Here is a 14228-nt window from a genome sequence, read left to right on the forward strand (position 1 = left end):
GTGAACAGTTTGCGGCGCATCTGGGCATATACGGCTGTGCCGTACTGTTTCAGCCACGCCTGCAGCGACGCGTGGTTGATGCCCAGGCGCTGAATCACTTCGCGCTGCGACAATCCGGATTCGACTAACCGCACGGCCTCCTGGCGGAAGGCAATAGCATAATTCTCATTTTTGGCCCGGCGTGGGGGCCGCTCGGTTTCGGTCATACATCAACTGAGTGATGTATAGCCCTAGCCGGACGAGACACTCAGCATGACGTTCTTTTTGTATGTTCGGATAGGCGCTAAGCGTAGTTCGTCGGTCGCTCGGTCAGGCTTCCGTAGCAGCGCAGGAGCATGGCAGAGTGAAGAGCAGTCTTCGGTTTATTCTGTAAGTTTCATGAAATGAGCAAAGCCCTTTACCATAGTGTGGTAAGGGGCTTTGTGCTTTGGAAAAGCTTCCGAACTTACCACAAGAATGCTCTTCACGCCGCCGCCAGGTGAGGATGAAAGATAGGAACCGCCACTCGCCATAACCCGGAAGCCACCGACTAGCGCATGAGCTTTGACTTTAACCTGTACAGTGGCTTGCTGCTGCCGTTTTTTGTGCAGGGGCTGGTGGTGAGCGGCGTGCTGTGGGTGCGGCGGGGGCGGGAAGAGGTGGCAGCCGACGGCTGGCTGGCGCTGCTGCTGCTGGTCTTCGCGACGCGGCTGGCGCAGTGGATGCTGGGCTTTGGCGGCTGGTATGATGCCCACGATTCCAGCACCACGTTCATGTTTTACTGGCCGTTCAGTAACTGGCTGGCCGTGGGGCCGACGCTCTATTTCTACTTCCGCAGCCTTACCAATCAGGAATTTCGCTTCGGTCGGTGGCACTGGCTTCATTTTGCCCCGGCCCTGACCTACATCGGTGTGCGGCTATTGCTGTTTGCCTACGATATCGGGTGGTGGCATGCGGTGCGGGGCCAGCCGCTACCCGAGCATTTCGGCACGAAGGGTCCGTTGCTGGCCTGGATTGACCAGCAGCCCATCGGCTATTGGGTGGATGCGCTGGGGTATATGCTGGTGCTGGCCTATGCCGTGCGCACCCTGCGGGAATACCGCGCCTACGCTCGTTACCTCAACGACAACTTCTCCGACACTGACCAGATCCGGTTCCGGTGGCTGCGCAATGTGCTGCTGGCTGTGCTGGCAGGGACCGGCGTCACGCTGAGCTTTGGCTTGATTAGCGCCTTTGTGAGCCCCTTGAGCTATTATGAGGAATGGTACGACTATTTGTTTACGGGCCTGCTGATCTACTACCTGAGCATTGCCGGCCTGCTCACCAGCCACCGCCTTGCCGGTCTGCGCTTCCAGCCCGCGCCCGAAACTCCTGACTTAGCCTCCGCGTCGCATGCTCCTTCGGAGCCGGCAGCAATTTCTGCGGCCCTATCAACGTCACTGCTGGTACCAGTTCATGCAGTTGAAACCGGGATATTGGCCGCCGCCGCTACCCCGGCCGAAACACCACTACCCAGTGCGGCCACGGCAGCCCAAACAGAAGCCGATGCCGAGCTGACGCGCTGGACCACACGCCTGCTGCGCCACCTCGAAACCGAGCGGCCCTACCTTGCGCCCGAGCTAACGCTGGGCGAGCTGGCGGCCCAGCTGCGCACCAATACTTCTTGGCTTTCCCGCGTCATCAACGCCGGCTGCGGGCAAAACTTCAACGACTTCATCAACGAGTACCGGGTGCGGGAAGCCGAGCAGCGTCTGCGCGACCCGAAGTTCCGGCACTACACCCTGTTGGCGGTGGCGCTGGAAGCGGGCTTCAACTCCAAGTCCACCTTCAACCGGGTGTTCAAAAAGCTGCGGGGCATTACGCCCAGCGCGGTGGAGCGCGAAGGGTAGGGGCGGGCAGGTGTCAACCTATGTATTGGGACGTCCCAGGCTGTAAATCGGGGCGTTTGCGGGAGTTGTGAGCCGTTTCTTTGGGACATCGGTTCACTTCAACCCCTTGCTGCCATGCGTGCTTCATCCCGCTTCCATTCCGTATCCCTGCTGACGCTCGTTGTCCTGTCCCTACTTGCCACTGCCTGCTGGGCCGGCATTCGCTCCGGTCTGCTCATCGAGCCCGGTAAGCAGTTTGTGCTGGGCGGGGGGCAGCGCGGCGCCTTCAAAGTAGAAGCGCACAATGTGGGCCCGGTGCCCGTCGAAATTAAGGAGCGCCCCCGGGGCGGCGGCATCTTTGGCAAAACCACGCTGGCACCCGGGGCCCGGGGTACGCTGCGCTTCATGGCCGGCTCCACGGCCGTGCTACTGAACCCCTCCGCGGAGCAGGCCAAGGTAGATCTGAAAATCAGCGGCGATACCAAGTTGAGCATGAACTACGAGCCGAGTGGCAAGCTATAAGTCGTCATCTCGTCTGAATGCTTCCTTCGCCATGAAAAAGGTATTGTTCGGCAGCTATGCGCTGCCTTCGCGCCCGGCCGATGTGGCGCTGCTCCTGTTTCGCCTGCATGTGGGGTTGTCCATTGCCATTGGTGCGGGCTGGGGCAAGCTGAGTAGCCTGGCGGGGGCCGGTGGTCCTCCCGAGTGGTTTGTGCAGCAAGTATCCGGCCTGGGCTTCACCCAGCCTTCGCCTTACGTATGGGCGTGGCTGGCTTGCTGGGGCGAGTTTGCCGGCGGCCTGCTGATTGCCGTTGGTCTGCTCACCCGCCTGAGCGCCCTGCAGCTGGCTTTTCAGTTCTTCGTTATCTCCTTTCTATGGTATGAAAAGCCCGAGTTCCTGACCGGTATGTATTACCAGCAGCTGCTCTTCTGGGCTTTCGCGCTCCTGAGTGTGGTTGGTAGTGGCCGCTACTCCCTCGATTATTGGCTAGCACGAAAAGGCCACCACCAAGCATCGGAGCCGCAGCCAGCCGGGGTGACAAAGCCCGCGCTAGCCATGCTGGCCCTGGGGTTGACTCTGACAGCTAGCCCGGCCAAGGCCCAGACTCCACAGGAACCCGCCACGGTGACTATGCGGGAGCTGGCTGATGTGGCCCAGCAGTGGCAGGGCTCCCTCACGTACCGCAATTACTCGGACCAGAAGCTCGTAACGCTCCCGACGGTGCTCAACGGCATGCAGTCTTCGCCTCAGGAGCTGGTGCTGGACTTTATCTATCAGGAACCGGAGGGCGGGCAGGTGAAAGGGTACGACAAAGTGCAGTTCTCCGCCGATGGCACCCGCGTGGTCTGGGACGGAGTTGCAATGCAGGTGCGCAGCAAAACCCAGCTGCCCGATCAGACGCTACAGTTCGTCTTGGAAGGCCAGGGACGAGATGATGATAAAAGCTGCCTCCTCAGGCGAACCGTGTTGTGCAACCCGCACCTGTTCTCGGTGGTGAAGGAGGTGAAATACGACGGCAGCTCGGCCTTTATCATCCGCAATACCTACCGCTTTCAACAGTAGCTTGTCCCAGGAGTCGAGCTGTGGTTGTAATGTGTTAGCAACGTAGTTGTTAGGTCATAATTACATAACATGGCCGAAAATCCGGGCAAACGCCCCTGAAAACCTGGTCGATTAGCGGAATTACATCCTGAGTGCGTGGTATGCACCTGAAAAATAACCTTCTACCCGTAGACTCTATTCCAAGTATTCTATATATTTGCCCTCAGTATGATGAACCAGACCGCGAAATGCTTCACCCTAAATATTCGTCCCGTGGGAGACGGAGTCGGGCTGCATTATCGGTACGGAAGCTAGAAAGCACATGCTACTAACCCTCTGAACAATCGTTAAGGCCCGACTCCTACCCAGGAGCCGGGCCTTTTTTTATGCCCTACGTCATGGTACAACAGCAGTATGATCGGTACACCGCCCAAGACCAGCTGGTGTGGAAGGTATTGTTTGACCGCCAAACGGCTCTGCTGCATAAGCGGGCGGCTACGGCATTTGGGCAGGGGCTGGCCAAAGCCGGCTTGCAGCGTAGCGCACTGCCGCGCTTCGAGGACATAAGCAAGCGTCTGCACAAGGCCACCGGCTGGCAGCTGGAGGCCGTCACTGGCATGCTCGACGACGCGACCTTCTTTGGCCTGCTGGCTGAGCGCAAGTTTCCCGCCACCGTCTGGATCCGGTCTATGGAGCAGTTCGACTTCATCCAGGAGCCCGACTTGTTCCATGGCATATTCGGCCACGTACCGCTGCTGATGGACCGCGCCTTCGCCGACTTCCTGCATTTTCTGGGGCGGGTAGCGGCTCAGCATCTCCACGATGCTCCCGCGCTGGCCCGTATGGAACGCCTGTATGGCTTTACGGTGCAGTTTGGGCTGGTGCAGGAGCAGGGAGCTACGCGTATGTATGGGGCGGGCCTGTTGTCGTCGTCGGGAGAAATCCACCATTGCATAGCCGATGAAACCACGCGCCGGCCTTTCGACCTGGCTACCGTGCTGCATACGCCCTACAGTGAGGCGCATGTGCAGGAGCACTACTTCGTACTCAATAGCTGGGACCAGCTCACGGAAAGCGTCGCCGAATTGGCCGCTTTGCTATCGACTGGCTGGGAATTGAAGCCCGCCTAGCACCAAAGAATTCCAGTTATGTTACAGCAACGCCAGCCTCAGTCCGGGGCTGGCGTTGCGCTGTTCGAGGCGCACAAGGTGGGCAAGACTGGACAGAAAAGCTGGTTTCGTGATGCTGAGTACGACACATACAGCAAGAATCCTACGCATGTACTTACTGCGCCCAGCCTGCGTGTGGCAACGGCACTAGTAGCGCCAGCCCAGGCTGCGGTACACGAAATGCAGCAGCCACAGTGGCCCGATGAGCAAGAACTGCAGGTCCTTCAAAAAGCTCGGCTTCTTGCCCTCCACCTTATGGCCCCAAAACTGCCCTGCCCAGGCCAGCACGAAAATCAGCAGACTCAGCTGCCACAGTGGCAACGGCGCGCGCGTGTCCAGGTGGTACAGGCCCAGAGCCATTAGCACACTAATCAGGACCATACCCAGGGCCAAGGGCACCGACAGCCGCAGATAATACACCACGGCTAGCGCCATGACGATAGTAGCCACGTTCAGCCACGGGCTCAGTTGCCGGATAGCTTCCGGCATGGGTACCGACCACAGTAAGCCCAGTAGTGAGAACATAATCAGGGGCACACAAATCCAGTGTACCAGCTTGTTGGTGGGGTTTTGGTGGCTTTCACCGTATTCGTCTAGCAGGGCGGGCAAAGTAGTCATGTGGGAAAGTAAAATGGATGCTGGGAAGGAAGGCTGCGCCACGCCGGGCTGCTCAGCGGAATAAAGTACTCAATAAACCAAGAAAAGCCATTCCGAATGGAATGGCTTTTCTTACTGATGCCGCAAGGAATCGAGTACCTACTGCTAGCCCTTCAGCTTGAAGTTCTTGCGCAGGTAGTCGAGGGTAGCGGCGTGTGCCTGGGCGGCAAACTCCTTGCTGTATTTGGGGTTAGATGGATTCGCGAAGGCGTGGTCGGCGTCATAGTTTTTGATGGTCACCTTTTCTTTGGCGGCCGCCATATCTTTCTGGAACTGGGCCGCTACTTCCGGGTTGATCCACTTATCCTGGGTCGCAAAAATGCCTAGCACGTCGGTATTGAGGGTTTTGAGCTTGGCGACATCCTTTTCCGGCATGCCGTAGTACATCACGCAGCCCACCGCCTTGGGGCCGGCCAGCAACGCCGTCTGCAACGACCAGCCACCGCCGAAGCACCAGCCCACCGACGATACTTTGGCGTTAGGACCCGCGTGCAGCAACGCCCCTTTGATAATGGCCTCGGCCCGCTCACTTTTCACGGCCTGCATCAGCTTACCCGCTTCGTCGGGCGTGCCCGCTACCTGGCCATCGTACAAGTCGAGGGCAATGATGTTGACGCCCTTCAGCTCGTTGGCAAAAGTGGCGGCTTCCTTTTTGATGTAGTCATTGAGGCCCCACCACTCGTGAATCACGAACAGGTATTTGTCGGAGCGCACGTTGCTCTTGATTTCAAACGCCTTGGCCGTTTGGCCGTCGGTGGTTTTGAACTCAATCATTTCACCCTGACCCTCATAGGTATACGGCAGAGGCGCATCGTGACCACCGGAGAAATCCTCGTTGGTAGCCAGCATCGCAAAGGCCTCGGTGGCACCAGCGCCGACCGTGGGGCGCGAGCAGCAGGTCGTCTTGGTTTGGCCTACGCTCATCGTTGCTACGCTCAGCAGCGCGGCACAAAGGGTCCAGATTTTTTTCATAGGAGCAGAAAGAATGAGTAAAAATGAGAATGCCGATCAGAAACCCGTTAGATGTAGCTACATGATTTGGCTCCTGATCGGCAACAACAGCTGCTAAGAGGCGCAATGGTTTGCGGACTATCGAAAGTTATTTCCTTTCCGTCCGCACTACGGCCCGCAGCTCGGTGAGCAGCGCGTAGAGGCCCACGTAAGTACGGTTGAGGTAGATGAAGTGCTCGGAGCCGCGGGGCTCCCGCTGCTGTCGCAGCTCGGGCTGCTGCATCAAATCGTCGCCTAGGGCATAGAGGGCCGTCATGTAGGCCGGGTCGCCAAAGTCGAAGGTGTGCTGACGGAACGGCCGGCCCACCAGCTCCAGCGAGGCCTGCATGGTATTGATATAGAAGGCCCGCCGCGTCGGGGCGTCGTCGGGGCGCAGCACATCGGCCTGGGTCAGCAGGTCGGCAAGGCGGGTTTCGTCGGCCAAGGCTTCGGCGGTGAGCAAGGCCGTAAACAGCTCGTACACGTCGGCCGGAATTTCCTTCACGCAGCCGAAGTCCAGCACGCCTACGGTGCCGCCCGCATCGGCCCGCAGCAGAAAATTGCCGGGGTGCGGATCGGCATGCACGCGGTGCAGGGTGTGCATCTGGAAGGCGTAAAAATCCCAGAGCGCCTGGCCCAGTTGGTTACGGATTTCCTGGGTTGGGCTGGTGGCCAAGAACTCCTTCAGGTGCTGCCCCGTCAGCCAATCCATCGTCAGCACGCGGTTGGTAGAATATTCGGGGTAATAGCGAGCAAATTCCAGATGAGCAAGGTGGGCACACTGGGCCGCTATTTCGGTGCCGCGCTGGAGCTCCAGCGCGTAGTTGGTTTCTTCCAGCAGCCGCGTTTCCACCTCCTCCAGATAGGGCCGCACCTGCGCCTCATCGAGGCCCATCACCCGCAAGGCAATGGGTTTTACCAACCGAATATCAGAGCGGATGCTGTCCGCTACGCCGGGGTACTGCACTTTCACGGCCAGCGCCTTGCCGTCTTTGCGGGCAAAGTGCACCTGACCAATGCTGGCGGCCTGCCGGGCATTGATATCAAATTCGTCGAATACCTCGAATGGCGAGCGGCCGAAAGCCTCCCGGAATACTTTGGTAACCAGCGGCCCCGAAAGCGGCGGGCTTTGGTACTGGGCCTGGGCAAACTGGTCGGCGTAGGCTGTCGGGAGCATATTCTTCTCCATTGCCAGCATCTGGGCCACTTTCAGCACCGAGCCTTTCATTTCGCTGAGCGTGCCGTATAGCTCGGCTGCATTGGCGGCGTGCAGGTCGTCGGTTTCGCTCGTGACGCCGGCCGCGCGCTTGGCGTAGTGCTTCACGTAGTTGGCCCCCACTTTCAGGCCCGTTTTGGCAAAGCGCGCCGCCCGGGCCACTTTCGTGGTGGGCAGCGATACTAGTATCCGGCTGCCGGTCAGGTTGCCAGCGGCTGGTTCTACTCCAGGTGTTTCTTCCATCTTAGCGACGCTGCACCAGAAAGCGGGCGAAATCCAGGGCCGAGTCGAGCGTGTTGCGACCTACCAGGTCGAAGCTCAGCGTCACGGCTTTCTCCACGGCGGCATCGGTGCGCTCAAAGTTCAGCGACTCGTCTTTGGCAAAGAAGCCCAGCACGAAAAGGGCCTGCTGCCAGAAAAAGCGCGGGTACTGATCCTGCAGCAACGGCCGCACAGCCACTTCATCCTTGCGCTTGCCTTCCTGCAGAATATCCTGCACGAATACTTCGAAATCCTGGCGGAAGTCGTCGAGCACCCGTGGCGTCAGGCCTGGCATGCGCTTCAGCGACTGGCGCAACGACTGCAACGCGTAGCTGCGGTTCTGCTTCAGCATTTCGAGCAGCGTATAGTAGAAGCCGAGCAGCTTTTCGCGGGCGCCGTACTGTTCCCAAACGGGCTCTTTAGCGGCCTGCTGGCGGGCTTCCCGCGCGAAATCGGCCCAGATTTCCCGGTCGATGGCGTCGAAGTTGGGGTAGGAGCGGTAGAAATCCGCCTCCTGAATCTTGAGCTTGCTGGTGAGCTGAAAAACCGAAGCTGGCGGCGTGCCTTTGCGAAGCACGTAGTCGAGGTAGGCCTTCTTAATACGGTCCTTTTCTATATTTTCCATAGTGTAAGTATAACCAACTACCGGTCCCTAAGTTGCCGTCGGGCCCGATTTAAAAGCAACAGGCCAAGCCGAGCAACGCTCACCCCGGCCTCCTGCTTCTAAATTCGTAGCGCCCTGCTACCCGGCGGCCTGATAGGCGGCCCGGAAGGTGGCAATGGCCCGCTCCCGGGCAAACTTATGCTCCACGATGGGCGTGGGGTAGTCGCGGGTGCCAAACTCGGGAATCCATTGCCGCACGTAGTCGAAGGTGGTATCGTATTGCTCCTGCTGACTCTGAGGGCTGTATACGCGGAACCACGGCGCGGCCACGGCCCCGGTGCCGGCCATCCACTGCCAATTGCCCACGTTCTGCGACATGTCGTAGTCGAGTAGCTTATCGGCGAAGTACCGGTCGCCCCAGCGCCAGTCGATGAGCAGGTGTTTCACCAGAAAGCCCGCCGCCGCAATGCGGGCGCGGTTGGGCATATAGCCGGTCTGATTCAGCTCCCGCATGCCCGCATCGACCAGCGGATAGCCCGTGCGGCCCTCGCACCAAGCCCGAAACTCGTCTTCGTTGTTGCGGTAGGGCACCAGGCGCAGGCGCGGGTCGTAGCTCTCAGTGGCCGTGAAGGGATAGTGCCAGAGTATCATCATGAAGAAGTCGCGCCAGATCAACTCATTCAGTAGCTTGGGATTCAGCTCCTTGGCCTGCTGCATCAGCTCCCGGACGCTCAGCGTGCCAAAGCGCAGATGCACCGAGCGGCGGGTGCTGCTGTTGACGAGGCCGGGTTTGTCGCGGGTGTTGTGGTAGTTGCTGACCAGGGCCGCAGCGGGCAGCTCGGCAGCGGGCACAAACTGCTCGTAGCGCTCGAAGCCCATCTGCTCCAGCGTGGGGCGCGGGGCGGCCTCGGCCAGGGGCATCAGGTTGGACTCGACGAAATGCTCGGTCGACGGATAGGGAACCAGATGCTCGTCGCGCAGGGCCGCCAGCCAGGTTTTGCTATAGGCTCCAAACACCCGGGGCGGCGTCCCGGATTTGCTCAAAATCTCATTCTTCGCGAAAATAACCTGGTCCTTGAACACCCGAAATTCCGTGCCGGCCGGTTTAATCAGTTCTGCTATAGCCGCGTCGCGCACGGCGGCATAGGGCTCGTAATCCTCGTTGGTGTACACGCCTGCTACTTCGTAGTGCTGCACCAGCTGCGCGAAAACCTCCAGCGGCCGGCCGTAGAACGCCAGGAAAGTACCGCCCGCCTGTTCCGTTTGCCGGCCCAGTCGCTCTACTTCATCATAGATAAACGTGACGCGCGCATCGCGGCGGCTCGGCAGCTGATCCAGGATTTCCCGGTCGTAGATGAACAGCGGCACTACGGGCAGGCCGCTCTGCAAGGCTACCGCCAAGCCGGCGTTGTCGTGCAGACGCAGGTCGCGCCGGTGCCAGAACAAGACGATTTTACTCATGTGCAGTACGTGTTGAAGCGCGCCAGGGCGCATTTGCGAGCGACCATGGCTATTTCAGCCGCCCCATTCCACCGTCTACGGATACTACCTGACCGGTGATAAACGAACCGTGGTCGGAGAGCAGGAAAGATGCCATGTACGCCAAATCCTGGGGCTGGCCGATGCGCTGCAGCGGGTGGCGCTTGGCGCTGGCTTCTGCTTTTTCGGGCGAGTTCAGCAGGGCGGCGGCCAGGGGCGTATCGGTGAGGGAAGGAGCCACGGCATTCACCCGAACGTTGCTGGCGGCGTATTCGGCGGCCAGGGCACGCGTCAGGCCTTCGAGGCCGGCTTTAGCCGTGGCAATGCTGGCGTGGAAGCTCATGCCCGTAGTAGCCGCCACCGTGCTGAACAATACCACCGACGCGCCTTCGGCCTTTTTCAGCCGCTTCATCACGGCCTGCAACACCTGTACCGCGCCGAGCACGTTCAGCTCAAACTCAGCCCGAAAGTCGTCCAGCGGAATCCGCTCAAAAGGGCGCAGCTTGATGCTGCCGGGGCAGTAGACCACACCATGGAGCACCTCGGGCAAGGTGCTGAGCAGCTCTGCGGGCAAGGGCTGGGTGGCGTCGAAGGGCAGAAAAGTGGTGCCCAAGGCCTCCAGCTCCGGCGACAGATGGCGGGAGGCCGTGAACAGGTGGGCCCCCAGCTTGTGCAGTAGCTGCGCCGTAGCTAGACCGATGCCCGACGAGGCACCAACAATCAGAATATTCTTTTGCGAGAAGTCCATACCGGAACTTGAAAGGAAGTGTGGGCTGACAACTAGGACGCGGGGCCAAGGTTTATATCTTGTGTCCTGAATTCGGTTTTTGTAGTATAAGGAGAAGGCGAATATTTGCTAGAAAGCAAATATTCGCCGCTAAACTCTGCTGCTTGCCCGGCTTTTGCCTAGCTTTCGGCTCTGAATGCCACCCACCCGACCAAACACCCTTTCCGAGGTATGAATATTCACAAACTGCTGGTCGCTAACCGCGGCGAAATTGCCATCCGCGTGCTCCGAGCCGCCACTGAGCTAGGCATTCCCACGGTGGCTATTTACACGTACGAGGACCGCTATTCCCTGCACCGCTACAAGGCCGACGAAGCCTACCAGATTGGCCGCGACGATGATCCGCTGAAGCCCTACCTCGATATTGAAGGCATTCTGAGGGTAGCGAAGGAGAACGGAGCCGATGCTATTCACCCCGGCTACGGCTTTTTGTCGGAGAATGCCACGCTGGCCCGCCGTTGCGCGGAAGAAGGCATTGTATTCATTGGCCCGCGCCCCGAGGTGATGGAAGCCCTCGGCGACAAAGTAGCCGCCAAGCGCGTGGCCGTGCAGTGCCAGGTGCCCATTATTGAGAGCAGCATCGAAGACCTGAACGACCTGGCAACGGCGCAGCGCGAAGCCAACCGCATCGGCTACCCAGTGATGCTGAAGGCTGCTTCCGGCGGCGGTGGGCGTGGCATGCGCGTCATCCGCGACGATGAGCAGCTGGAGCGCGGCTTTTTCGAAGCCCGCAACGAGGCGCTGAAGGCGTTCGGTGATGATACCGTGTTCTTGGAGAAGTTTGTGGAGCGGCCCAAGCACATCGAAGTGCAGATTGTGGCCGACAGCTACGGCAATATCGTGCACCTCTACGAGCGGGACTGCTCGGTGCAGCGCCGCTTCCAGAAAGTGGTGGAAGTAGCGCCCTCCCTGGATCTGGCCGACCACCAGCGCCACCTCTTATATGAGTACGCGCTACGCATCTGCCGGGCCGTGAACTACAACAACGTCGGCACCGTCGAATTTCTGGTCAACCCCGAGCTGGACCGTATTTACTTCATTGAGGTAAATCCCCGGATTCAGGTGGAGCACACCGTCACGGAGATGATAACGGGCATCGACCTGATCAAAACCCAGATTCATATTGCCTCGGGCGCCCGCCTTTCTGACCCCGTGATTGGGCTGGAAGTAGGAGGGAGGCCGCTCAAAACAGGGTACGCCATTCAATGTCGCATCACCACCGAAGACCCCGAAAACGACTTTAAGCCCGATTACGGGACCATTGTAGCCTACCGCTCGGCGGGCGGCTTCGGCATTCGCCTCGACCAGGGCTCGGTCTATCAGGGTGCCAAGATTTCGCCCTTCTTCGATTCGTTGCTGGTGAAAGTGTCGGCCCACGCGCCCACGCTGGAAGGCGCGGCCTCGAAAATGGCCCGCACCCTGGACGAGTTCCGCATCCGTGGCGTGCGCACCAACATCCAGTTCCTGCAAAACATCATTGCGCACCCCGAATTCGTGAGCGGGAAAGCCAATGTGGACTTTATCAAAGACTACACGGAGCTGTTCAAGTTCAAGGCCCGCCAGGACCGGGGCACGAAGGTGCTGGGCTTTGTGGGTGACATCATCGTGAACGGCAACCCCGATGTGAAGGGCCTCGTGGACCCCAAGCGTGAGCTGCGCAAGCCCACGCTGCCGCACTTCGACCCTATGGCCCCGTACCAGCCCGGCACCAAGGACAAGCTCACCGAGCTGGGGCCGGAGGGCTTTGCCAAGTGGCTGCGCGAGGACCCGCTGATTCACTACACCGACACCACTTTCCGCGACGCGCACCAAAGCCTGCTGGCCACGCGCATGCGCACTTTCGACATGCTGAAGGTGGCGGAGGGCTACGCTAAAATGCACCCCCAGACCTTCTCAATGGAGGTGTGGGGCGGTGCTACCTTCGACGTGGCCCTGCGCTTTCTGCACGAGGACCCGTGGGAGCGGCTGGCCAAAATCAGGGCGGCGGTGCCCAATATTCTGCTCCAGATGCTGATCCGCGGGGCCAACGGCGTGGGCTACAAGGCCTATCCGGACAACCTCACCGAGCGGTTTGTGCAGCAGGCCTGGGAAACCGGCGTCGATGTGTTCCGCATCTTTGACTCGCTGAACTGGATGCCGGGCATGGAGTCCTGCATCAACTTCGTGCGCAAGAAAACCAAGGGCCTCGCCGAAGCCAGCATCTGCTACACCGGCGACATTCTGGACCCCAAGCGCAACCAGAAGTACTCGCTCGACTACTATTTGCGCCTGGCCAAGCAGGTCGAAGATGCCGGGGCGCACATTCTTTGCATCAAAGACATGGCCGGCCTGCTGAAGCCCTACGCGGCCACCGAGCTGATTACGGCCCTGCGCGATACGGTCAAAATTCCGATTCATCTGCATACCCACGATACGTCGTCGCTGCAGCCGGCTACCTACCTGAAGGCGGTGGAAGCGGGCGTCAACGTCATCGATGTGGCGCTGGGTTCCTTGTCGGGCCTTACCTCACAGCCCAATTTCAACTCGGTGGTGGAGATGTTTCGTGGTACGCCGCGCCACCGCGAGTTCAACCAGGAAAGCCTCAACGACTTCTCCAATTACTGGGAAACGGTACGCGAGTACTACTATCCGTTTGAGTCGGGCCTGAAAGCCGGCACTTCGGAAGTCTTCCAGCACGAAATTCCCGGCGGGCAATACTCTAACCTGCGCCCCCAGGCGGCGGCGCTGGGCCTGGGCGACAAGTTTGAGCAGGTCAAAACGACCTTTGCCGACGTGAACGAGCTATTCGGTGACATCGTGAAGGTGACGCCCTCGTCGAAAGTAGTCGGCGACATGGCCTTGTTCATGGTTTCCAATAACCTGACGACGGCCGACGTGCTGGAGAAAGGCCACACCCTGAGCTTCCCCGAATCAGTGCAGAGCCTCTTTCGGGGCGACATCGGGCAGCCGGAGGGTGGCTGGCCCAAGGAACTCCAAAAGCTGATTCTGAAGGACGAAAAGCCCTTCACCGACCGGCCCAACGAGCACCTCAAGCCCATCGACTTCAAAAAGGAGTGGAAGAAATTTGAGGAGAAGTTCGGAACCGGGGTCAAGTTCACCGACCTGCTGTCCTATTTGCTCTACCCCAAAGTATTTGAGCAGTATTGGGCCCACTTCCAGGAATTCGGGGATGTGTCGCTGGTGCCCACGCGGGTGTTTTTCTACGGCCTCAAGCCCGGCGAGGAAACCATTATCGACATTGCCCGTGGCAAATCGGTGATTGTGAAGCTGCGCTCGGTGGGCGAGGTGAACGACGACGGCTGCCGCACGATCTTTTTCTCCTTCAACGGCCAGACCCGCAACCTGGAGGTGCGCGACCGGTCGGTGGAAGTCAAGACCATCCGCAACCAGAAAGCAGACAAGGCTAATCCGCGCCAGATTGGAGCCCCCTTGCAGGGCATGCTTTCCAAAGTATTGGTCCAGAATGGGCAGCCCGTGAAGCGCAATACGCCGCTGTTCATCATTGAGGCCATGAAAATGGAAACGACCATCACGGCCACCGACGATACGACGGTGCAGGGCATCCAGCTCACGGAAGGCACGCTGGTAAATGCCGACGACTTGGTGCTGACGCTGGGCTAGAAGCCGTGCCGTGCAAGAAGAAGGGGAGCCCCGCACCGACTGGTGCGGGGCTCC

The 14228-nt window shown here is 59.5% G+C and carries 12 protein-coding genes; 5 read left to right on the forward strand and 7 right to left on the reverse strand.

Annotated elements, in window-relative coordinates:
- Nucleotides 1–206: transposase (locus E5J99_RS12395; protein ID WP_167852107.1), on the reverse strand; the 206-nt coding region annotated here is incomplete at its 3' end.
- Nucleotides 207–536: 330 nt separating this feature from the next.
- Between E5J99_RS12395 and E5J99_RS12400 the strand changes: the two genes are divergently transcribed.
- The 4 genes from E5J99_RS12400 to E5J99_RS12415 all read left to right on the forward strand — a co-directional run bounded on the left by E5J99_RS12400 (nt 537) and on the right by E5J99_RS12415 (nt 4520).
- Nucleotides 537–1868: a helix-turn-helix domain-containing protein gene (locus E5J99_RS12400; RefSeq protein WP_135498126.1), complete on the forward strand. Its 1332-nt coding sequence runs from the start codon at nt 537–539 to the stop codon at nt 1866–1868.
- A gap of 114 nt (nt 1869–1982) precedes the next feature.
- A complete protein-coding gene (locus E5J99_RS12405; RefSeq protein WP_135498127.1) occupies nt 1983–2369 on the forward strand; it encodes a hypothetical protein in 387 nt (128 codons plus the stop codon).
- A 31-nt stretch (nt 2370–2400) separates the two neighbouring features.
- Entirely contained in the window at nt 2401–3411 is a 1011-nt protein-coding gene (locus tag E5J99_RS12410; protein WP_135498128.1) for a DoxX family protein, read from the forward strand.
- Between the two features lie 365 nt (nt 3412–3776).
- Nucleotides 3777–4520 carry a phenylalanine 4-monooxygenase gene (locus tag E5J99_RS12415; RefSeq protein ID WP_135498129.1) on the forward strand — a complete coding sequence of 248 codons (744 nt, stop codon included), beginning with the start codon at nt 3777–3779 and terminating at the stop codon, nt 4518–4520.
- Nucleotides 4521–4706: 186 nt separating this feature from the next.
- Here E5J99_RS12415 and E5J99_RS12420 read toward each other — a convergent pair whose 3' ends face one another.
- From E5J99_RS12420 to E5J99_RS12445, 6 genes are all read right to left on the reverse strand, one after another.
- The gene (locus tag E5J99_RS12420; RefSeq protein WP_135498130.1) at nt 4707–5177 is read right to left on the reverse strand and encodes an Mpo1 family 2-hydroxy fatty acid dioxygenase; all 471 of its coding nucleotides are present in this window, start codon (nt 5175–5177) and stop codon (nt 4707–4709) included.
- A 144-nt stretch (nt 5178–5321) separates the two neighbouring features.
- The gene (locus tag E5J99_RS12425; RefSeq protein WP_245318931.1) at nt 5322–6188 is read right to left on the reverse strand and encodes a dienelactone hydrolase family protein; all 867 of its coding nucleotides are present in this window, start codon (nt 6186–6188) and stop codon (nt 5322–5324) included.
- Nucleotides 6189–6315: 127 nt separating this feature from the next.
- Nucleotides 6316–7665: an ABC1 kinase family protein gene (locus tag E5J99_RS12430; RefSeq protein WP_135498131.1), complete on the reverse strand. Its 1350-nt coding sequence runs from the start codon at nt 7663–7665 to the stop codon at nt 6316–6318.
- Nucleotide 7666: 1 nt separating this feature from the next.
- The gene (locus E5J99_RS12435; RefSeq protein ID WP_135498132.1) at nt 7667–8308 is read right to left on the reverse strand and encodes a TetR/AcrR family transcriptional regulator; all 642 of its coding nucleotides are present in this window, start codon (nt 8306–8308) and stop codon (nt 7667–7669) included.
- Nucleotides 8309–8425: 117 nt separating this feature from the next.
- Complete coding sequence (locus E5J99_RS12440) at nt 8426–9748, reverse strand: cryptochrome/photolyase family protein (RefSeq protein WP_135498133.1); 1323 nt, start codon at nt 9746–9748, stop codon at nt 8426–8428.
- A gap of 49 nt (nt 9749–9797) precedes the next feature.
- On the reverse strand, nt 9798–10514 hold the full coding sequence (locus E5J99_RS12445; protein WP_135498134.1) for an SDR family NAD(P)-dependent oxidoreductase: 717 nt from the start codon (nt 10512–10514) through the stop codon (nt 9798–9800).
- A gap of 210 nt (nt 10515–10724) precedes the next feature.
- Here E5J99_RS12445 and E5J99_RS12450 point away from each other — a divergent pair, with 210 nt between their 5' ends.
- On the forward strand, nt 10725–14174 hold the full coding sequence (locus E5J99_RS12450; protein ID WP_135498135.1) for a pyruvate carboxylase: 3450 nt from the start codon (nt 10725–10727) through the stop codon (nt 14172–14174).
- The last annotated feature ends 54 nt before the right edge of the window (nt 14175–14228 follow it).

It is taken from the genome of Hymenobacter elongatus (assembly GCF_004745955.1).
GTDB classification, from domain to species: Bacteria; Bacteroidota; Bacteroidia; order Cytophagales; family Hymenobacteraceae; genus Hymenobacter; species Hymenobacter elongatus.